The 19,426-nt window shown below is 67.6% G+C and carries 19 protein-coding genes and 1 tRNA gene; 10 read left to right on the top strand and 10 right to left on the bottom strand.

Annotated features, from left to right (window positions below; genetic code table 11):
• The 4 genes from cydB (at position 1) to ACTCB7_RS05630 (ending at position 5,478) form a co-directional block, all read left to right on the top strand.
• Complete coding sequence (cydB, locus tag ACTCB7_RS05615; protein WP_163648820.1) at positions 1-1,002, top strand: cytochrome d ubiquinol oxidase subunit II; 1,002 nt, start codon at positions 1-3, stop codon at positions 1,000-1,002.
• Between the two features lie 6 nt (positions 1,003-1,008).
• Positions 1,009-2,709, top strand: coding sequence for a thiol reductant ABC exporter subunit CydD (cydD, locus tag ACTCB7_RS05620; protein WP_163648818.1), 1,701 nt, complete (start codon positions 1,009-1,011; stop codon positions 2,707-2,709).
• Entirely contained in the window at positions 2,702-4,423 is a 1,722-nt protein-coding gene (cydC, locus tag ACTCB7_RS05625; protein WP_463005875.1) for a thiol reductant ABC exporter subunit CydC, read from the top strand. The genes cydD and cydC overlap by 8 nt, the downstream gene beginning before the upstream one ends.
• 62 nt (positions 4,424-4,485) lie before the next feature.
• Positions 4,486-5,478 (top strand): adenosine deaminase, encoded by a 993-nt coding sequence (locus ACTCB7_RS05630; protein ID WP_224416784.1) that lies wholly within the window; start codon positions 4,486-4,488, stop codon positions 5,476-5,478.
• A 96-nt stretch (positions 5,479-5,574) separates the two neighbouring features.
• Here the strand turns inward: ACTCB7_RS05630 and guaD are convergent, their stop codons facing one another.
• The 4 genes from guaD to xdhA are packed head-to-tail and all read right to left on the bottom strand — an operon-like array spanning position 5,575 to position 11,737.
• Positions 5,575-6,930, bottom strand: coding sequence for a guanine deaminase (guaD, locus tag ACTCB7_RS05635; RefSeq protein ID WP_463005876.1), 1,356 nt, complete (start codon positions 6,928-6,930; stop codon positions 5,575-5,577).
• Entirely contained in the window at positions 6,927-7,802 is an 876-nt protein-coding gene (gene xdhC / locus ACTCB7_RS05640) for a xanthine dehydrogenase accessory protein XdhC (RefSeq protein ID WP_463005877.1), read from the bottom strand. Before xdhC ends, guaD begins: the two co-directional genes overlap by 4 nt.
• On the bottom strand, positions 7,789-10,278 hold the full coding sequence (gene xdhB, locus ACTCB7_RS05645) for a xanthine dehydrogenase molybdopterin binding subunit (RefSeq protein WP_463005878.1): 2,490 nt from the start codon (positions 10,276-10,278) through the stop codon (positions 7,789-7,791). Before xdhB ends, xdhC begins: the two co-directional genes overlap by 14 nt.
• The gene (gene xdhA, locus ACTCB7_RS05650; protein WP_463005879.1) at positions 10,262-11,737 is read right to left on the bottom strand and encodes a xanthine dehydrogenase small subunit; all 1,476 of its coding nucleotides are present in this window, start codon (positions 11,735-11,737) and stop codon (positions 10,262-10,264) included. The genes xdhB and xdhA overlap by 17 nt, the downstream gene beginning before the upstream one ends.
• Positions 11,738-11,925: 188 nt before the next feature.
• Here xdhA and ACTCB7_RS05655 point away from each other — a divergent pair, with 188 nt between their 5' ends.
• Positions 11,926-12,567: a TetR family transcriptional regulator C-terminal domain-containing protein gene (locus ACTCB7_RS05655; RefSeq protein WP_463005880.1), complete on the top strand. Its 642-nt coding sequence runs from the start codon at positions 11,926-11,928 to the stop codon at positions 12,565-12,567.
• Here ACTCB7_RS05655 and ACTCB7_RS05660 read toward each other — a convergent pair.
• Positions 12,522-13,349, bottom strand: a complete 828-nt coding sequence (locus ACTCB7_RS05660) for an outer membrane protein OmpK (protein ID WP_463005881.1) — start codon at positions 13,347-13,349, stop codon at positions 12,522-12,524. The two genes, ACTCB7_RS05655 and ACTCB7_RS05660, sit on opposite strands and share 46 nt — an antisense overlap.
• 348 nt (positions 13,350-13,697) lie before the next feature.
• Here ACTCB7_RS05660 and ACTCB7_RS05665 point away from each other — a divergent pair, with 348 nt between their 5' ends.
• Positions 13,698-14,420: a GntR family transcriptional regulator gene (locus ACTCB7_RS05665; protein ID WP_463005882.1), complete on the top strand. Its 723-nt coding sequence runs from the start codon at positions 13,698-13,700 to the stop codon at positions 14,418-14,420.
• Between the two features lie 161 nt (positions 14,421-14,581).
• On the opposite strand, the gene ACTCB7_RS05670 is transcribed toward ACTCB7_RS05665, so the two are convergent.
• The 4 genes from ACTCB7_RS05670 to ACTCB7_RS05685 form a co-directional block, all read right to left on the bottom strand.
• Positions 14,582-14,806, bottom strand: coding sequence for a hypothetical protein (locus ACTCB7_RS05670; RefSeq protein WP_463005883.1), 225 nt, complete (start codon positions 14,804-14,806; stop codon positions 14,582-14,584).
• Positions 14,807-14,894: 88 nt separating this feature from the next.
• On the bottom strand, positions 14,895-15,125 hold the full coding sequence (locus ACTCB7_RS05675; protein ID WP_463005884.1) for a hypothetical protein: 231 nt from the start codon (positions 15,123-15,125) through the stop codon (positions 14,895-14,897).
• Between the two features lie 164 nt (positions 15,126-15,289).
• Complete coding sequence (locus ACTCB7_RS05680) at positions 15,290-15,532, bottom strand: hypothetical protein (protein ID WP_463005885.1); 243 nt, start codon at positions 15,530-15,532, stop codon at positions 15,290-15,292.
• A gap of 173 nt (positions 15,533-15,705) precedes the next feature.
• Positions 15,706-15,782, bottom strand: a tRNA-Pro gene (locus ACTCB7_RS05685).
• A gap of 208 nt (positions 15,783-15,990) precedes the next feature.
• Between ACTCB7_RS05685 and ACTCB7_RS05690 the strand changes: the two genes are divergently transcribed.
• Together ACTCB7_RS05690 and ACTCB7_RS05695 are read left to right on the top strand one after the other, a co-directional pair.
• Positions 15,991-16,353, top strand: a complete 363-nt coding sequence (locus tag ACTCB7_RS05690; protein WP_463005886.1) for a CidA/LrgA family protein — start codon at positions 15,991-15,993, stop codon at positions 16,351-16,353.
• On the top strand, positions 16,350-17,078 hold the full coding sequence (locus tag ACTCB7_RS05695) for an LrgB family protein (protein ID WP_463005887.1): 729 nt from the start codon (positions 16,350-16,352) through the stop codon (positions 17,076-17,078). The genes ACTCB7_RS05690 and ACTCB7_RS05695 overlap by 4 nt, the downstream gene beginning before the upstream one ends.
• Before the next feature lie 15 nt (positions 17,079-17,093).
• Here the strand turns inward: ACTCB7_RS05695 and ACTCB7_RS05700 are convergent, their stop codons facing one another.
• Positions 17,094-17,456 carry a hypothetical protein gene (locus tag ACTCB7_RS05700; protein ID WP_463005888.1) on the bottom strand — a complete coding sequence of 121 codons (363 nt, stop codon included), beginning with the start codon at positions 17,454-17,456 and terminating at the stop codon, positions 17,094-17,096.
• A 236-nt stretch (positions 17,457-17,692) separates the two neighbouring features.
• Between ACTCB7_RS05700 and ACTCB7_RS05705 the strand changes: the two genes are divergently transcribed.
• Positions 17,693-18,160, top strand: coding sequence for a DUF2489 domain-containing protein (locus ACTCB7_RS05705; protein ID WP_463005889.1), 468 nt, complete (start codon positions 17,693-17,695; stop codon positions 18,158-18,160).
• Between the two features lie 25 nt (positions 18,161-18,185).
• Positions 18,186-19,331, top strand: coding sequence for an amidohydrolase (locus ACTCB7_RS05710; protein WP_463005890.1), 1,146 nt, complete (start codon positions 18,186-18,188; stop codon positions 19,329-19,331).
• Positions 19,332-19,426 lie beyond the last annotated feature (95 nt).

The following is a 19,426-nucleotide window of genomic DNA, read 5'->3' on the forward strand; positions in this document are numbered from 1 at the left end:
ATGGCGACTATCGACTTGTCTCTGATCTGGGCGGTGATCATCGCCTTCAGTGTCATCATGTACGTGCTGATGGACGGCTTCGACCTGGGCGTGGGGATCCTGTTTCCCTTCGCGCCGGATGAGGAGTCGCGCGACGTGATGATGAACTCCGTGGCGCCGATCTGGGACGGCAACGAGACCTGGCTGGTGCTGGGTGGCGCGGGGCTGCTGGGCGCCTTCCCGCTGGTCTACTCGATCCTGCTGCCGGCGCTCTACATCGGGGTGTTCCTGATGCTGGCCGGGCTGATCTTCCGCGGCATCGCCTTCGAGTTTCGCTTCAAGGCGCGGCGCTCGCGGCGCTGGTGGAACGTGGCCTTCGCCGGCGGCTCTGCGGTGGCCAGCTTCGCCCAGGGCGCCGTGGTGGGGACCTACATCCAGGGCTTCGAGACCGCGGACCGGGTGTTCACCGGCGGCGCGCTCGACTGGCTGACGCCGTTTTCGGTGCTGACCGGGCTGGGCATGATGGCCGGCTACGCGCTGCTGGGCGCCGCCTGGATCGCCATGAAGACCGAGGGTCATATCCAGCAATGGGCGCGCGGACTGGTACGCCCGCTGCTGCTGGCGGTGCTGGCCGTCTTCGTCGTGGTGAGCCTGTGGACGCCGTTCATCGATCCCAATGTCTGGGCGCGCTGGTTCGGCCACCTGGAAGTGATCTGGATCCTGCCGGTACTGGCGCTGGGCTGTGCGCTGCTGGTCTGGCGCGGTGCCGCCCGCGGGGGCGAGAAGCTGCCGTTTCTGGCGACCATGGGCATGTTCGTCTTCACCTACCTGGGGCTGCTGGTCAGCCGCTGGCCCTACGTGATCCCGCCCGACTACACGTTGTGGGATGCCGCCTCGGCGCCCGGCTCCCAGCTGTTCCTGCTGGTCGGGATGCTGTTCGTCATCCCCATCATTCTCGGCTACACCGGCTGGGCCTACTGGGTCTTCCGCGGCAAGGTGCGCCCCGGCGAGGGGTATCACTGAACTGACATGCTGGCCGAGAACACGACACCGCGTGCCTGGCTGGCCGAGCTGGCCGGCCGGGTGCGTGGCTGGCTGTGGCTGACCGGCGCCGCCGGGCTGCTGGCGGGGCTGTGCACCGTGGCGCAGATGGGACTGCTGGCCTGGCTGGTGGACCAGCTGGTGACCCGGTCGCGCGACCCCGCCGAGCTGAGCCCTGCCTTCGGCCTGCTGCTGGGCGTGCTGGCGCTGAGGGCCGTCGCCCAGTGGGCGCAGGAGCGGGCGGGCTTCGAGGCCGGCCGCCGCGTGCGTGAACGGGTGCGAGAGCAGCTGCTCGATCACCTGGTGGCGCTGGGGCCGGTCGGGCTCGGCGATCGCCACACGGCGGGGCTGGGCCAGCAGTGGGTCGAGCAGGTCGAGGCGCTGGACGGCTATTTCGCCCGCTTCCTGCCGCAGCTGGGGCTGGTGATGGCGCTGCCGCTGGTGATCCTGGCCGTGGTGGCCTGGCTCGACTGGCTGGCGGCGCTGCTGCTGCTGGCCTCGGCGCCGCTGATTCCGCTGTTCATGGCGCTGGTGGGCATGGGCGCCGAACGCCTCAATCGCGAGCAGTTCGAGTCGGTGACCCGGCTGGCCGGTCACTTCCTCGACCGGGTGCGCGGCATCGCCACTCTGCAGCTGTTCAACCGCGCCCAAGAAAGCACCCGGGAAGTGTATATCGCCGCCGACGACTATCGGCGTCGCAGCCTGCGCACGTTGCGCCTGGCCTTCCTGTCCTCGGCGGTGCTGGAGTTCTTTGCCTCGGTGGCGATCGCCGTGGTGGCAATCTATATCGGCTTCGGCCTGCTGGGTTACATCGCCTTCGGGCCCGCCGATTCGCTGACGCTGTTCAGTGGCCTGCTGATCCTGCTGCTGGCGCCGGAGTTCTTCCAGCCGCTGCGCACGCTCTCCCAGCATTACCACGACCGGGCCGCGGCACTGGGCGCGGCCGACGGGCTCGTCGCGCTGCTCAAGGAGCCGGCAGAGGCACCGTTCCAGACGGCGACGGGCTCCCGGGAGGCACCGTTCCAGACGGCGACGGGCTCCCGGGAGGCACCGCGTATAACGCTGAGGGGCGTGACGCTGCGCCATCGCGGGCGCGACGCCTGCCTGGGCCCTTTTGACCTGAGCGTGGCGCCGGGCGAGTGCGTGGCACTGGTGGGGCCGTCCGGCAGCGGCAAGTCGTCGCTGCTGCAACTGCTGGGCGGCTTCCTGGCGCCGGAGGGCGGCGAGGCGACGATCACGCCGCGTGGGCCGGCTGCGTGGATGGACCAGCGCCCCTGGCTGGTGCAGGGCAGCCTGGCCGACAACCTGCGCCTCGCCGCGCCGATGGCCGACGAGGCGGCGCTGTGGCAGGCGTTGCGCGAGGTGCGCCTCGATGGACTGGTGGCCGGGCTGCCGGCGGGGCTGGACACACCGCTGGGCGAGCGCGGAGTCGGACTGTCCGGCGGCCAGGCGCAGCGCCTGGCGCTGGCGCGGGTGTTCCTCGCCGAGGCGCTGCTGCTGCTGCTCGACGAGCCCACCGCGGGGCTCGATGCGGACACCGAGGCGGCGGTGATCGAGGCGCTGCAACGGCTGATGCGGCGCGGGGCGACGGTGGTGATCGCCACCCATCAACCCGCCCTGTGCGCGGCCGCCGATTGGGTGCTCGAGCTGACCTCGATGGATGCAAGCCGGGAGGCCGCGGATGTCTGAGCGTTGGAAGGTATCCACTTCAGGCCGCGATTCGCTGGTCGCGGACTTCCGCCCCTGGCTCGGCCGGCTGGGGCGTCGCCGTCGCCGCCTGTGGCTGGGCGGGGCGCTGATGCTGCTGACGGCGGCCGCGGGGATCGGTCTGCTGGCACTCTCCGGCTGGTTCATCACCGCGACCGCGGTCACCGGTGCCCTGATCGCGGCGGGCGTAGCGGCGACGCTCGAGGTCTACGTGCCGGGCGGCGGCATTCGTGCCTTCGCCGTGACCCGCACCGTGGCGCGCTACACCGAGCGTCTCTACAACCACGACACGGTGCTGCGGGTGCTGGCGGACCTGCGGGCCGATCTGTTCGCCGTGCTGGTGCGGCTGGACGGCCAGGCGTTGTCGCGGCTGCGGGCTGCGGAGTGGCTCAACCGCCTGACCGCCGATATCGATACCCTTGACGGCCTGTACCTGCGCCTGCTGGCGCCGCCGGTGGTCGCCCTGTTGGCGATGCTGGCGGTGGTGGGGCTGCTGGGGCTCATGGCGCCCCCGGTGGCTTGGGGAGCCGGCCTGGTGCTGATGGCGCTGTGGGGCTGGCTGGTGATCGGCCAGCCGGCCTGGGGGATGGCGCCCGGGCAGCGCGAGGTGGCGACCCGTGACCGGCTGCGCAGCCGGATGATCGAGCTGCTGCAGGGGCTGGCGGAACTGCGCGGCTACGGCACCCTGGCGCCACGGCGCGAGGGGCTGGCGGCACTATCCCGGCGGCTGTATGCCGATCAGCGCCGGCTGGCGTCGCGTCAGGGCGTCGCACAGGCGCTGGTCGGCTTCGGCGTGAGCGCGGCGGCGGTACTGGCGCTGTGGCTGGGCGCCCGGGCCCACGCCGCCGGGCAGATCGGCGCCGCGACCCTGGTCATGTTGCCGCTGGCGGTGCTGGCGCTCGGCGAGGTGTTCGGCGCCTTGCCGGGGGCCTTCACCCGGCTGGGGGGGACCCGCGCCGCGGCCCGCCGGCTCAACGCACTGGTCGCCACCTCGGGGCGGATTCGCCCGCCACGCGATGCACGGCGGTTGAGCGAGGTGATGCCGGCGCTGGCACTCGAGGGCGTCACGCTGCGCTATCCCGATGCCCTGACCGCGGCGCTCGACGACCTCTCGCTGACGCTGCACCCCGGTGAACGGCTGGCGCTGCTCGGGGCGTCGGGGGCCGGGAAGTCATCGATCGGCCAGCTGCTGACCCGCGAGATCGATCCGAGCACCGGGCGTGTCACCGTCGACGGCACCGATCTGCGCCAGGTCTCGCTTGACGACCTGCGCGAGCGCATCGCCTGCCTGACCCAGCACAGCGAGCTGTTTCAGGCCTCGGTGGCCGACAACCTGCGCCTGGCCGACCCCGAGGCCGACGAGGCCGCCCTGTGGCGGGTGCTCGAGGCGGTGGATCTGGCCGAATGGGCGCGTTCGCTGCCCGAGGGGCTGGAAACCCGGGTCGGTGAGTCGGGTCGCCGCGTCTCCGGCGGTCAGGCGCGGCGGCTGGCGTTGGCCCGGGTGCTGCTGCGTCCGGCGGACGTGGTGATTCTCGACGAGCCTTTCACGGGACTCGATGAGGCCACGGCCGCTCGGGTGGCGGCGCGCCTGGATACCTGGCTGGCCGAGTGCAGCGTGCTTTATCTGGCTCACGACGCCTCACGGCTGCCGGGTGTGACACGAGCGTTGACGCTGAGCGAGGGGCATCTACGGTAGCGACTTTGCCCAATTGGTCAGGTCAGGCAAGATGGAGGTTCCATCGACTGCGGAGGCCCATGATGCGTGACTGGCTGAAAACCCTGCCCAAGGCGGAACTGCACCTGCATATCGAGGGGACCCTGGAGCCGGAGCTGATGTTCGAGCTGGCCGGGCGCAACGGCATCACGCTGCCCTACGATTCGATCGAGGCGGTGCGCCGGGCCTATGATTTCCGTGACTTGCAGTCCTTCCTCGATCTTTACTACCAGGGCATGGCGGTGCTGCGTACCGCCGATGATTTCCGGGACCTGGCGATGGCCTACTTCCGCCGGGCCCGTGCGGAGGGCGTGGTCCACGTCGAGCTGATGTTCGACCCTCAGGCACATCTGGCACGCGGAGTGGCCCTGGCGGTGCCGTTCGAGGGGCTGCAGCGGGCGATGCGTCAGGCCGAACGCGAACTGGGGCTGTCGACGGCGTTGATCCTGAGCTTTCTGCGTGACCGGCCGGCCGAGGAGGCGATGGCGGTACTCGATCAGGCCGGCGACTACCTGGCTGTGGTCGATGCGGTCGGGCTGGACAGCGCCGAGCGGGGCAATCCGCCGGAGAAGTTCGCTGCGGTGTTCGCTCGGGCGCGTGACCTGGGTCTGCCCCGGGTCGCCCATGCCGGCGAGGAGGGGCCCGCGGATTACGTCCGTCAGGCCCTCGATGTGCTCGATGTCTGCCGGATCGATCATGGTGTACGCTCGCTCGAGGATCCGGCGCTGGTCGAGCGATTGCGCGAATCGCGAGTACCGCTGACGGTCTGCCCGTTGTCCAACCTGCGTCTGAAGGTGGTCGACACCCTGGAGGCGCATCCGTTACCGGCAATGCTCGACGCCGGCCTGAACCTGACGCTCAATTCCGACGACCCGGCCTATTTCGGCGGCGGCATGTTGGAGAACTTCCTGGCCTGTCGGCAGGCGTTCGGCTGGGATCGGGAAACCTTCCGGCGACTGGCCCGCAATGCGGTGGAGGCGGCGTTCATGACCCCGACGCGGCGCGAGACGCTGCTGGCGCGCATCGACGCGGCCTGAGCCTGGGTAGCGCAATCAGCAAACCGGGGGAGCGAAGAAAAAGGGGCGGCGTCTGGAGGAGCGAGCCGCCCAACAGCGCAAGTCGAGCGAAGAGGGTCAGGCCGGCTGGCCGGGTGCGTGCGACACCCGGTGCGTCGGTACGGCGTCGCGCTGGTGCACGCAGCGGCCGTTGGCCCAGGTGGCCAGAACGGTGCGATCGTCACCGAGAATCATCAGCGCGAAGAGCAGCTCGTCGAGGCGCCGGGCGCGCGCCGTGCGGCGTGACAGCAGCGGTGTGGCACGCGGGTCGAGTACCACCAGGTCCGCCTCGCCGCCCTCGCGCAGGCTGCCGATGTGCGCATCCAGGTGCAGGGCACGGGCGTTGCCCAGGGTCAGGCGGTAGAAGCCCTGCCAGGCGGTAAGCGGCTGGCCGAGCAGCTGGCCCACCTGATAGGCCGCCTTGAGGGTGCCGAAGCCGGACAGGTCGGTGCCGCCGCCCACGTCACTGGCCAGCGAGATGTTGAGACCCGCCTCGCGGCATGCCCGACGATCGAAAAGGCCGCTGCCCAGGTACAAATTGGAGGTCGGGCAGAAGGCGATGTTGGCGCCGGCCTGGGCGAGCCGCTTGCGCTCGCCGTCCGACAGATGAATGCCGTGGGCGAAGGTGCTGCGCGGCCCCACCAGGCCGTAGCGCTCGTAGACCGCCAGATAGTCGCGGGCCTCGGGAAATAGCTCGGCCACCCAGTCGATCTCGCCGCGATTTTCCGAGAGGTGACTCTGCAGGTGCAGGTCCGGTGCGTTGCGCAGTACGCCGCCGACGGCATCGAGCTGCTCGCGGCTCGAGGTGGGCGCGAAGCGTGGCGTCAGGGTATAGCCGAGCCGGTCGCGACCGTGCCAGTCGGCGATCAGCCGCTCGCTGTCGGCGATGCCGCCCGTGGCGGTGTCGGTCAGCGCCTCGGGCGCGTTGCGATCCATCAGCACCTTGCCGGCGAGCATCCGCAGCCCGCGCTTCCGGGCGGCGGTGAAGAAAGTATCCACCGACACGGGATGCGAAGTGCAGAACACCTGTGCGGTGGTGGTACCGACGCGTAGCGTCTCGTCGAGGAAGGCCTCGGCGACGGTCTCGGCGTGGGCGCGCTCGGCGAAGCGGCACTCCTCGGGGAAGGTGTACTCGTTGAGCCAGTCGAGCAGCTGACGGCCGTAGGAGGCCATGATGTCGAGCTGCACGTAATGCACATGGGTATCGATGAACCCCGGCAGGATCAGCTTGCCACGGTAGTCGACGACCTCGAGGCCGGCCGGCAGGTGCGGGGCGAGCGTGGTGTACTCGCCGATGGCGTGGATGCGGCCGTCCACCAGCCACAGCGCGCCGTCCTCGATGTGCAGGACGCTGCCCGGCTCCGGGGTGTCGCCCTCGCCGGGGTCGTTGAGAAAGCCGACCAGCGTGCCGCGCAGCAGGCGGGAATCGGTCATGTGGGGTCTCCAGAAGCGGTAGCGGGTGTCGGCCGTGCCGACGGCGATGGCGAAAAGGCGGCCCGCAGCGTGCCGGGGTCGACGCCGCGCTCGTCGTCACGCGCTTCGCGGGGCTTGAGGGTGAGCAGCTCGGCCACCACGGCCACGGCGATCTCGTAGGGCAGCTTGCCGTGGGCGCCCGGCACGCCGATCGGACAGCGTACGCGGCCCAGCGCGTCGGCGGTATGCCCGGCATCGCTCAGCCGGCGCCGGAAGCTTGCCCACTTGCTGGCCGAACCGATCAGGCCGATCGAGGCGCAGTCTCCCCGCGTGAGCAGGGCGTCCACCAGGGCGCGATCCTCGGCGTGGTCATGGGTCATCACCAGGGCGTGGCAGCCCGCGGGCAGGGCGGCGACGGCCGCCTCGGCCCGGGGTGCCGTGTGGCATGCGAGGCGAGGGCGATCGGCCGCCCAGTCGGGAAACGCGGAGCGGCGGCTGTCGTGCCACAGTACGCGCCAGGGCAGCGGTGCCATCAGCCTGACCAGCTCCTGGCCCACATGACCGGCGCCGAACAGGGCCACCGTCATTGCCGCGCCGGGAAACACCTCGAGCAGGACGTGGACATAGCCGCCGCAGCACTGGCCGGAGCGCGCGCCCAGCGGAAAGGCTTCCAGCCGGGTGCCCGGTTGCTCATGTGCCAGTGCCTGCCGGGCGGCGTCGATCACCTGAAACTCGAAGCTGCCGCCGCCCAGGGTATCGTGGACGGCATCGGCGGTGATCACCATCTTGGCGCCCGGCTCGCGCGGGGTGGAGCCCGCTGTGCCCACCAGGCTGGCCAGCACGTGGGGCTCGGCGGCGTCCTGCAGGCGATGCAGCGCCTCATGCCAGATCATGCTGCGCCTCCTGCGCGGTGGTCGACGCGCCGCCGCGGCGCAGGGCCTCGGCGGCCATCAGCACCCGCTCGGGCGTGGCCGGGGTGTCCAGCCGCGGGCAGACGCGGTAGTCCGCGAGGCTGGCCAGGGCGTCGCGCAGCGCCGACCACACCGACATGCCGAGCATGAAGGGCGGCTCGCCCACCGCCTTGGAGCGGTAGATGCTGGCCTGCGAGTTGGGGTGACCCTCGAGCAGCTCGACATTGAACACCGGCGGCTGGTCGCCGAAGGCGGGAATCTTGTAGGTCGCCGGGCCGTCGGAGATCAGCCGGCCCTGGGTGTTCCACTTGAGTTCCTCGCTGGTCAGCCAGCCCATGCCCTGGATGAAGCCGCCCTCCACCTGACCGATGTCGATGGCCGGGTTCAGCGAGTCGCCGACGTCGTGAAGGATGTCGACCCGGGTGAGGCGATACTCGCCGGAGAGGGTGTCGACCTCGACCTCGGAGACCGCCGCGCCGTGGGCGTAGTAGTAGAAGGGGCGGCCCTTGCCGGTCTCGCGGTCGTAGTGGATCAGCGGCGTCGAGTAGAAGCCCTTGGCCGACAGCGACACGCGGCCCAGGTAGGCGGCCTGCACGAGCTCGCCCCAGGGGATGCGGCGGTTGAAGGCGACGAGCTCGCCGCCTTCCAGGCGCATGCCTTCGCGGTCTATCTGGTAGTGCTCGGCGGCGAAGTCGAACAGCCGCTCGCGCAGCTGGCCGGCGGCGTCGCGGGCCGCCATGCCGTTGAGGTCGGCGCCGCTCGAAGCCGCGGTGGGCGAGGTGTTGGGCACCTTGTCGGTGCGCGTGGCGGTGATGCGCACGCGCCGGGTATCGAGGCCCAGCTCGCGGGCCACCACCTGACAGACCTTGGTGTGCAGGCCCTGGCCCATCTCGGTGCCGCCGTGGTTGATCATCACGCTGCCGTCGGTATAGACGTGCAGCAGGGCACCGGCCTGGTTGAGGTGCTTGGCGGTGAACGAAATGCCGAACTTCACCGGCGTCAGTGCCAGGCCCTTCCTGACCACGGGGCTCGTGGCGTTGAACGCGGTGATCGCCTCGCGGCGCTGCCAGTAGTCGCTGCTTGCCTCGAGGCGTTCGATGAGCTCGCTCATCAGCGGATACTGGTCGACGGTCTGGCCATAATGGGTCACGTCGCGCTCGGCGCGGTAGAGGTTGCGCTTGCGCACCGCCAGCGGATCCTCGCCGACGTGGCGGGCGATGTCGTCCATCGCCGCCTCGATGATCATCATGCCCTGCGGGCCGCCGAAGCCGCGAAAGGCGGTGTTGGAGGCGGTATGGGTGCGGGCGCGATGGCCGGTGACGCGGGCGTCACCCAGCGAATAGGCGTTGTCGGCGTGGAACATGGCGCGGTCGACCACCGCCTCGGAGAGATCCGGTGAATAGCCGCAGTCGCCGATCACGGTGATGTCGCCGCCGGCGAGCACGCCGCGGGCGTCGAAGCCCAGCCGGTAGCGGTTGTGGAACGGATGGCGCTTGCCGGTGGCGCGCATGTCCTCGGCACGCGGTAGGCGCAGCCGGGCGGCGCGTCCCGTGCGCCGGGCGACGAGTGCGGCGATGCACGCCCAGGGCGAGGCCTGTGTCTCCTTGCCGCCGAAACCGCCGCCCATGCGCCGGGTCTCCACGGTCACCGCATGGAAGGGGATGTCGAGCACCTCGGCGACCAGCTTCTGGGTCTCGCTGGGATGCTGGTTGGAGGTGTAGACGACGACGCCTTCGTCCTCGGTCGGCGTGACCAGGCACGCCTGGCCTTCCAGGTAGAAGTGCTCCTGCCCACCGACGAACTGTTCACCCTCGAGCGTGAACGCGGCGCCCGCCAGGGCCGCCTGCCAGTCGCCGCGCTCCTGAACGTGGGTGGGGCGAACCACGTCGCCGCGCTCGGCACTGGCGACCGGGTCGAGGCTCGCCGGCTGTTCGTCGATCTCGACGACGGCTTCCCTGACTGCCAGGCGCGCCGCCTTGTAGCTGGTGGCGGCGACCGCGAAGAGCGTCTGGCCGAGGTAGCTGATCTCGTCGTCGACGAACAGCGGATCGCCGGGAAAGACCGGGCCGATATCCGTGTGGCCCGGCACGTCGACCACGGTAATGACGTCGACCACGCCCGGGGCGCGCTTGACCGCCTCGAGATCGAGCCGGGTCAGGCGCCCGTGGGCCACCGGCGAAAAGCCCAGCGCCACGTGCAGGGCATCGGCGGGCGCCGGGATGTCGTCGATATAGGCGGCGCGGCCGGTGACGTGCTTGATGGCACTCTCGTGGGCCTGGGCCTTACCCGCACCATTGGCTCGGGTTTCACGGGCCTCGCGTGCCAGGGGGCCGTCGCCCTTGTTGCGACCGTCCTGATCCTGCCGGGCGCGGGCCGACTCGGCGTCGACCTGAGCCGGCTGGCCCGAGGCGGGGGCGGTATCGGGCGCCGTCCGGGAAAGCTTAGTGAGCGTACGCATCGAGACACACCTCCGTGGCCGGGTTGTTGTCAGTATCGAGGGTCAGGCGCAGCCGCTCCAGCAGATTGGTCGCCGTGACCAGGCGATACTCGCGGGAGCCGCGCACGTCGTCGAGCGGGTCGAATTCGCCGCGCAGGGTGGCCCTGGCCGTCGCGAAGAGCGCCAGGCTCGGCGTCTGGCCTTCCAGCACGGCTTCGGTGGCGCCGGCGCGCCTGGGGATGCCGGCCATGCCGCCGAAGGCCAGATGCACGTCACGCATCACGCCATCCTCCAGACGCCAGGCGAAGGCGGCGAGCACCGCGGAGATGTCGTCCTCGCGGCGCTTGGAGACCTTCCACACCTTGAGCTGGCGGCCTTTGGCCGGCCTGGGCACGAAGATCGCGCTGAGGAATTCGCCGTCCTTGAGCGCCGTCTTCTTGTAGTCGAGGAAGAACTCGCCGATGGGCAGTTCGCGTTCGCCGTCGGGGCCATCGAGGCGCAGGGTCGCATCGAGAGCGAGCAGCACCGGCGGGGTATCGCCGATCGGCGAGGCATTGGCGACGTTGCCGCCCATGGTGGCGCGGTTGCGGATCTGCTGCGAGGCGAAGCGGTGCATCAGGTGCGAGAAGGCCGGGTAGGCGTCTTCAAGCAGCGGTTCGAGCCGGCGGTAGGTGACGCCGGCGCCGATCCACCAGCCGTCCTCGGTTTCGTCGATGTGCTGCAGTTCGGCGACCCGGGAGAGGTCGATCAGCGCATCGAGTGGCTTGAGCTGCTGGGTGCTCTCCAGCCACAGGTCGGTGGCGCCGGCGACCAGGCGCGCCGTGGGCAGGCGCCGACGCAGGTCGCGCAGTTCGGCGAGATCGCGGGGGCGGGCGAAGGCCTCGGGCGTCTCGCTCGATGCCGAGGGCTGCCGGGTGGCGTCGTAGGCCAGGGCGGCGATGTTGCCCGGCAACTGCGGGTCGTCGGCCCAGGTTGGATGGGTGTCCGGATAGTCGTTCATGCGCAGGGCCGCCTCGCGGATCGGCCGGTAGCCGGTGCAGCGGCACAGGTTGCCGCCGAGTGCCGCCTCGAGGCGTTGCGGTGTCAGCGGGGCGGGGGCGCGCCGCTGGGCGTCATGCAGTGTGAACAGCGACATCACGATCCCCGGCGTGCAGAAACCGCATTGACTGCCGTGACAATCGACCATCGCTGCCTGAACGGGGTGCAGGGCGTCGCCGCGGGCGAGCCCCTCGACGGTGACCAGGTGGCAGCCGTCGAGTTGGTGAGCGGGCATGATGCAGGCATTGGCCGTCCGATAGGTCAGTTCGCCGCTGTCGTCCGGCGTGCCGATGGCCACGGTGCAGGCGCCACAGTCCCCCGAGGCGCAGCCTTCCTTGGTGCCGGTGTAGCTCAGGTGCACGCGCAGCAGTTCGAGAACGCTGGTGTCGGGCGGCACGTCGCGGCACTGCCGGCGCTGCCCGTTGAGATAGAAGTCGATCATCACGGTGACTCGTTGTTGTTGCTATCGGGTGTCATAGTATTTTGACCAAATGGTCAGGTTTGTGAAGCGTGGCGTATCCACCCGGGGAATGCAAGCCATCCATGGAGAGGCCGGTGTGGCGCCGGTGGTGCGTTGAGTCTGCCGGCGAGCTGGGGCAAGCTGGCGGCTTTGAGCGGCAGGATGAGCCGATGACGACCCCGACACCAGCCGATGTCACGCGCACGCGGGTGCGCAATGAACAGCAGATACTCGACGCCGCCGAGGACGTCTTCGCGCGTCACGGTTATCGCGGTGCCAGTGTGCAGGCCATTGCCGAGGCTGCCGGGCTGCCCAAGTCCAACGTGCTGTACTACGTCGGCAGCAAGCGCAAGCTCTACGTGGCGTTGCTCGAACGCATGATGAGCCGCTGGAACGCCATGCTCGATGACATCAGTGTCGAGGACGACCCCGCCGAGGTGCTCGAGGCGTTCATTCGCAGCAAGATGACCTTGACGCGAACGCACCCTGAAGGCTCGCGGCTGTTCGCCGCCGAAGTGCTGCAGGGCGCCCCCTTCCTTCAGGAGTACCTGCGCGGCGAGCTGCGTGAGTGGGTCCATCAGCGTGCTCGCGTCTTCGAGCAGTGGAGCGAGCGCGGCCTGATGGACCCGGTCGATCCGGTGTGGCTGATCTTCCTGATCTGGTCGGCGACGCAGCACTATGCCGACTTCGAGGCCCAGGTGCTGGGCATTACCGATCGGGAGCGACTCGACGATGCGGACTACCAGTCGGTCACCGACTTTCTCTGTCAGGTCATTCTCAAGGGGTGCGGTGTGACGTCGCGCCGATCCTGATCGGCGAATCGGCACGACGAGAGCCGACGGCGGCTCAGAACTTCCAGGTCACCATGGCCTGCGGGTTGTGCTCGTCGGCACCCTCGATACCGTACTTGTTCTTCCAGTACTGGTACTCGACGCCGGCATAGAAACGATCGCTGGCTCCCCAGAAATCCCCCCACATCGAGCAGCAGTTGCGGGGCGCTGTTGATGTTGTGCCCGACATGCCCTTCCGATCCGGCATAGTCGAAATGGCCCTTGAACAGCCACTTCGTGCTGCCGAGGTCGAAGTGTGATCCCCACACTAGGGTGACCTGCCAGGTATTGCCGGGCAGGTCGGTATCGTCGCGCACGTAGGTATTGAGCTGGAAATAGTCCATGCCCGGCACGTCGAGATCGAAGCCCAGCCCGTAGAGGCGGCGATTGATGTTCTCGCCCATCTCGAGCTGGCCGGCGATCAGCACGTCGGTGATGGGGCCGGCGCTCAGGTCGTTGCCGGTGATCTTGCCCAGGCTCAGGCGCGGGGCATATTCCCCGTAGATGTTGGGCAGGGTCTTGCCGTCGCGGTCGCCTTCGAGGTTGGTGTAGTCGAAGAAGAAGTAGTTGTCGCCGTACTCCCAGCCGTTGGCCACCTCGTAGGTGGCGATGCTGCGCTGCCTGTCGCCGAGTGCGTAGTCCCAGCCCTTGAGCAGCGACAGCGATGCCTGGGTCCAGGCGTGGGCGGTACCGGTGACGCTGACCAGGAGCAGGCCGGCGGTGCAGGCGGAGACGAGGCGGTTCGGTGCTGAAGCCTGAATCATGCTTCCCTCTTTGTATGCGATATTTGTTTTTGTTGTGAGTCACAACGGTATACAAAAATAGCATTATTTGTGCACTTTTTTTGTGGGTGCAGGTGTGTTCATGGATAATTCGAAAGGATTCACTGTGCTGGGAGACGAAACGCGGTGACTCTTGCCGCCGCCCAGGTCAGGCTGTAGAAGATTGCCATGGCCGCACGCCCTGAGCCGTTTGCCCCGTGGCGCCGAACCCTGCCGGGGAGTGGCCCGTGCCGGGAGGTCGGCGGCAGGACAGCGCAATCGGGTATACATGGTCTTGAGCCGCATAACGTGCGATGGTGGTCGCAGTGCGGTGTAACGAGGAGAAGGGCAATGACCACATCCTGGCAGGAGACGGTGCTGGCCGATGTGTCGGGGCGCGGGCGGATCAGTGACCCGCAGATCGTCGAGATGATCCGTCAGGCGGTGCTGACCCAGCGTCTGCCGCCGGGGACCCGATTGCCCGAGGTGACGCTGGGCGAGATCTTCGGGGTCAGTCGCTCGGTGGTGCGCAAGGCACTGACGCGGCTGGCCTCGGATCACGTGATCGTGCAGCAGCCCAATCAGGTGGCGCGCGTGGCGGCGCCGAGCGTCGAGGAAACCCGCGAGATCTTCGCCGCGCGTCGTCTGATCGAGGGTGAGGTGGCGGGGCTGCTCGCCGGCAATCTGAGCACCGAGCAACGCCATGAACTGGCCGCGCTGATCGAGCGTGAGCAGGAAGCCCATGAGCGGGGTGACGAGGCGTCGCGCGTGGAGTGTTCGCTGGCCGTTCACCGTTACCTGGCCGACCAGTCACCCAATCGGGTGCTGGGCGCCATGCTGGCGGATCTGATCCTGCGCACCTCGATTGTCATTGCCTTGTACAAGCGTCCGGGGATGGAAGCCTGTTACCTGGATCACGACCATGCCGATCTGCTGACGTTGCTCGAGAGCGGCCCGGCGGAAGCGGCTCGTCGCCGCATGCACGATCATCTGAGTGAGCTGGAGGCGCTGCTCGACCTGCGCCCCCAGGAGGCGCGCATTGATCTGGCCTCGATCCTGGGTGGTGTTGCCTGAACGATCGAGCCGAAAATTATCTGTACAAGGCTTGTACTAAGGTTGGGCCTGGTCTATGGTGAGAGCGTGTTCAACGCTCCCTGCTGTCCCGTTTGAGCACCTTTGGGCCGGCTCCCTCCTGGACCGGCCCCTTCTTGTACAGTCTTTTATTTGCCGTCACTTCAGCGTGTATCCTTCCAGAGTTGCAGCAGTGCTGCCTTGACCCCCTTGCGGCGCGCCGTGTATTCCGCCTCGCGCCGGGCGTTGGCGCGCTGAGCCGCGGTCATGGTGGGCGTTTCTTCGTCGCCCAGGCCGACGGTCAGGCGTCTGCCGGTTGGCGCGGGGCGAGGCTCGCGAGCGGCCGATGCGTGAAGGCTGCTCGCTGTGGAAGACGGGTTCATGGTCATGGGGCTCTCCTTTGCCGCATTCGATGGGTGGGGTTGGCTTCCTGTTGTATCCAACAGGTTTCAAGATTTCATGCCCGGCGGGTCGAAATCATGGCTGGCACCATCGGTCATAGGCATCGGGACCGGGCGAACCCACGGTGAGCAGGTCGGGGTCGACGCCGTCAATATCCCCCCGATTCTGCCATTCGTGGACGGTGTCGCAGTATTCCTGCTGGCTGGGCGTAGTGAAGGCCGGTTTCGAGGAGGCGGGCTTCAGGGCTACCAGTCCCATGGCGGCCAGCACCATCCCGGTGGTTCCGAATGCAATGCTTTTATGCATTTTATGTTTCCCTGCGTAACGTTGCGTTAAAAAATCTAGCAGGTCTTCCGCAGGGAGCAAGCCGGCAAGGGGCTGGCGTCGTTCAAGACAATGACGTGCATCATCAGGTGGGGGGGGGGCGGAGGTCGTGGCCTGGTCGGGCGGCTCTGCGCCGGCATCTCCGGTCAGCGGTGCTGTTTGCACCAGCTGGCGTAGGTGTCGGGATCGCCGGAGCCGGCGGCGAGAAGGTCCGGGTCAGGTCCTTCAGTGCCGCCCAGCTTTTGCCACTCCTGGATTTGTTCGCAGTATTGCTGTTTTTCGCGGAGGGTGGCGTTTGAAGGCGCCGAGCTCTGGTAGGCGTGGTAGGCCACGATGGCGATGATCGCGAGGATACCCCCTGTCACGCTCAGGGCTGCGAGTTTATACATGGGTCAGTTCGCTTTGTAATTCAATGTTACAAATTTAGCAGTTGGCGGGCGGGGTTCAAGCAAAGGCGCCGGTCGTGCGAGGAGCACGGCATGAGCCGCGTGACGAGCGACGGTAGAAAAACGAAAAAACGCCACCCGGCATGACCCGTGAGTGGCGGCTTTTCTTGATTTTTTGGTCGGAGCGACTGGATTCGAACCAGCGACCTCTGCAACCCCATTGCAGCGCGCTACCAAGCTGCGCCACGCTCCGATAATATTTCGCGATTGGCGAAAGCCTGTGTGCCTTGCCTGCGAACGAGGCATATATTACGGATTTTTCCGCGAGGTGCAAGTGCTAATTGCACTTGGCATTCAGTCGGTTGGAGGCTTGCGCGATTCCGTCGGGCAAGCGGCATGAAATACGACTTTCGTAGTATGATTGGCCTTCGCGATACGACAAGATACAGGGGGAGCGTGACATGCCGTTGATCGTGGGGATGAGTGTCCTGCTGGGGTGCCAGTTCATCGGGGAGTTGCTGGTCAGAGCCTTGACGGTACCGGTCCCGGGGCCGGTGATGGGCATGGTGGTGCTGCTGATCGGCCTGATGATCCATGGCCGGGTGCCCAGTGCCCTGCGGTCGGCCGGGGAAGGGCTGCTGCGCTACCTGACGTTACTGTTCGTGCCGGCAGGGGTCGGCATCATGGTGCACTTCGGCCTTATCGGGGCGGATATCTGGGTGCTGCTGGTGACGCTGGTGGTGTCCACCGCACTGACGATTGCGGTGACCGCCAAGGTGCTGGATCGCCTGACTCGGCGCCGTTCGGGCGGGGGTGAGGCATGAGCCTGGCAGGTCTCGATCAGCTCTGGGTCTACCTTTCCGGCAATCCGCTGGTTTCGCTGCTGGCGACGCTGGTCGCCTTCTATCTGGCGACACACATCAACCGTTTACTGGGACGTTCGCCCTTCGCGCACCCGGTGCTGGTAGCCATTGCGCTGTTGATCGCCTTCCTTCTGCTCACCGGCATCGATTACGCGACCTATTTCGAAGGGGCGCAGTTCATCCATTTTCTGCTGGGGCCGGCCACGGTGGCACTGGCGATTCCGCTTTTCGATCATCGCGAGCGGGTGCGTCGCATGCTGGTGCCGATTCTGGTCGCCTGTCTCTCCGGCATCATCACCGCCGTGAGTTCGACGCTGGGACTGGCCTTGCTGCTGGGCGCGCAGAAATCGGTGCTGCTGTCGCTGGCACCACGCTCGGTGACATCGCCGATCGCCATGGGGATTGCCGAGCAGATCGGCGGCATTCCGTCGCTGGCCGCCGCGCTGGTGCTGCTGACCGGCTCCGTGGGGTGCGCCCTGGGGCCGTGGATCCTGAAAACGCTGCGTATCGATGACCCCAGCGTCAAGGGGTTTACCATGGGGCTGGCGGCTCACGGGTTCGGCACGGCGCAGTGCTTCGCCTCGATGGGTGCCATGGCGGGTGCCTTTGCGGGGCTGGCGATGGGGCTGACCGGGATGTTGACGGCCTTCATTCTGCCCCTGATTGTTCGGCTCTTCGGGCTATGATGCGTCGGGCTGCCACTACAGCTCTTCCCAGATGCGTTCACGCAGGTCGTGAGAAAGCTCGCTGACCTTGTGGAAGCGCTGCATGGCCGCGTCCGCGACGTCCATGGCGGCCTCCTGATAGCAGCTGGACAGTTCGGCGGGAGTCGGCGTGTCCTGATTGCACAGGCAGCGCGAGACTTTTTCGCCTGAAGTGGCCACTACCTTGAGGAATTCCGCCTCGTGCTGCATGGCCTCGCCGAGAGCCTGCAACCAGGCCAGCTGCATCCGGGCGAGGGGGGTCGAGGTTTCCATCCATTGCTGCAGCCACCAGGTCGTCAGTGATGCATTGTCCTCGAGGGCGGCCATCGCCGGGCGCTTGCGGGTCCTTGAATCCGCCATGGCGAACTCTCCTGTGGGTGACCGGAATTGGGCTTGAGTATAGATGCTGAGACTGACGATGAAGGCGGTATATACGACGACGTCGCTCGAACCCTGACCGAGGTCATGGCCGAGGAGCCGGCCGTTGCCCGGGGTGCTGTGATTCGCCGTCCTGTTGGCCTGTCACGACGGTTGGGTCGGCAGGGCGGGCAACGTATACTGCGCGGATTTTGCAGGAAAGAGCCAGCGAGGATTGCATGAGTGTCACCACGGCCTGGATATTGTTGCTGGTCGGCCTGGCCCTGGTTGCCGGGCTGGCGGGCTACGCCTTTTCCCTCTGGCGTGAAGTGGGGCGCCGCCGACGCTTTCGCGAGGAGGAGGTGCAGCGAGCCAACCGCAACTGTCTGGAAAGTCTGGACACCATCGCCCGGGCCATGCTGGCCGAGCAGGTGGACCTGACCGAGGGTAGCTGGCGCTGCAAGGTGCTGCTGGAGATCATCGATCCCCAGTTGCTGGAGCGCGATGCCTTCCGGCCCTTTGGCGAAGTCCACCGTCGCACGTCACACCTGCACACCCATTCGGCACGCCGCGCCCTTTCGCCACGCGAGCGCATGCACGAGGACCGCGAGCGGCTGACGGTGGAGTCGGAGCTGCGCCAGGATGTGCTTGCCGCTGCCCAGGCGGTGCTGGATTTCAAGCAGCGCTGGCCGGCCAGCCTGCACTGATTGCCCCTCATACAGGAGTCCCGACATGTCCCTGTCACTGCTGGATACGCCGCTGACCGAGATCCGTCACGCTCTGCACGCTCATCCCGAACTGTCGGGCGATGAGGCGCGAACCGCCGAGCAGGTTGCCCTCTGGCTGGAGGAAGCCGGGGCGGATGCCGTGCTGCGCCGCCTGGGGGGCCACGGAGTGGCGGCTGTATTCCGGGGGCGCGCTCCCGGGCCGCGGGTGATGCTGCGTGCGGAACTCGATGCGCTGCCGATTCGCGAGCAGGGGGAGCGCTCCTGGCGCTCGTGTCATGAGGCCGTGGCACACAGCTGCGGCCATGATGGTCACATGAGCGCCCTGCTGGGTGTGGCTCAGCATCTGGCGAAACGGCGGCCCGCGCGGGGTGAGGTGGTGCTGCTGTTTCAGCCGTCGGAAGAAACCGGCGACGGAGCGGGGCGCATCGTCGACTCGGCGGCCTTCGAGGCGATTCGGCCGGATCATGTCTATGCCATGCATAACCTGCCCGGACGGCCGCTCGGCGAGGTTTCCGTGCGGTCCGGGGCATTCAGTTGCGCGTCTCGGGGGCTGGTCGTGCGGCTCAACGGGCTGTGCTCGCATGCGGCGCATCCCGAGCTGGGGCGGAGTCCGGCGATGGCCATGTGTCGCATCCTGCAGGGGCTCAAGCGCCTGCCCCAGCAACTGCCCGACGATCATGGACTGGTCATGGTCACGCTGATTCATGCGCGCCTGGGCGAGGTGGCTTTCGGCACCTCGCCGGGGCAGGCGGAGGTGATGGCCACCCTGCGGACCGCCAGCGACGACATGATGCGGGCGCTGGCTGAAGCGGCGGTTTCCCTGGTGCAGACGGAGGCCGAGGAGGACCAGTTGGGGGTCGAGATCGACTGGTGTGACGTGTTCGCCGCCACCGTCAATGCGCCTTCGGCCGTGTCGGTGATCGAGACGGTGGCACGGCAGCAGGCGATGCCGCTGGACGAGCTTGACGTCGCGCATCGCTGGTCGGAGGACTTCGGCGTGCTGGCGGCGAGCGGCGAAGGGGCCATGTTTACGCTGGGCAGCGGCGAGCAGTGCCCTCCCTTGCATCACCCGGCGTATGATTTTCCTGATGCATTGCTTGATCAGGCTGTCACCCTGTTCACCGGCATCGTGGGTCATCATCTAGGCTGATGGACTGAGTGGCCGGGGTTTGCATCGTCCCTGGCCTTGCGTCACGATGATGCCTGCTATTCTTGTTGGGAATTTGTCGTTGATAGCGGCAAGGG

It is taken from the genome of Modicisalibacter sp., assembly GCF_055145905.1.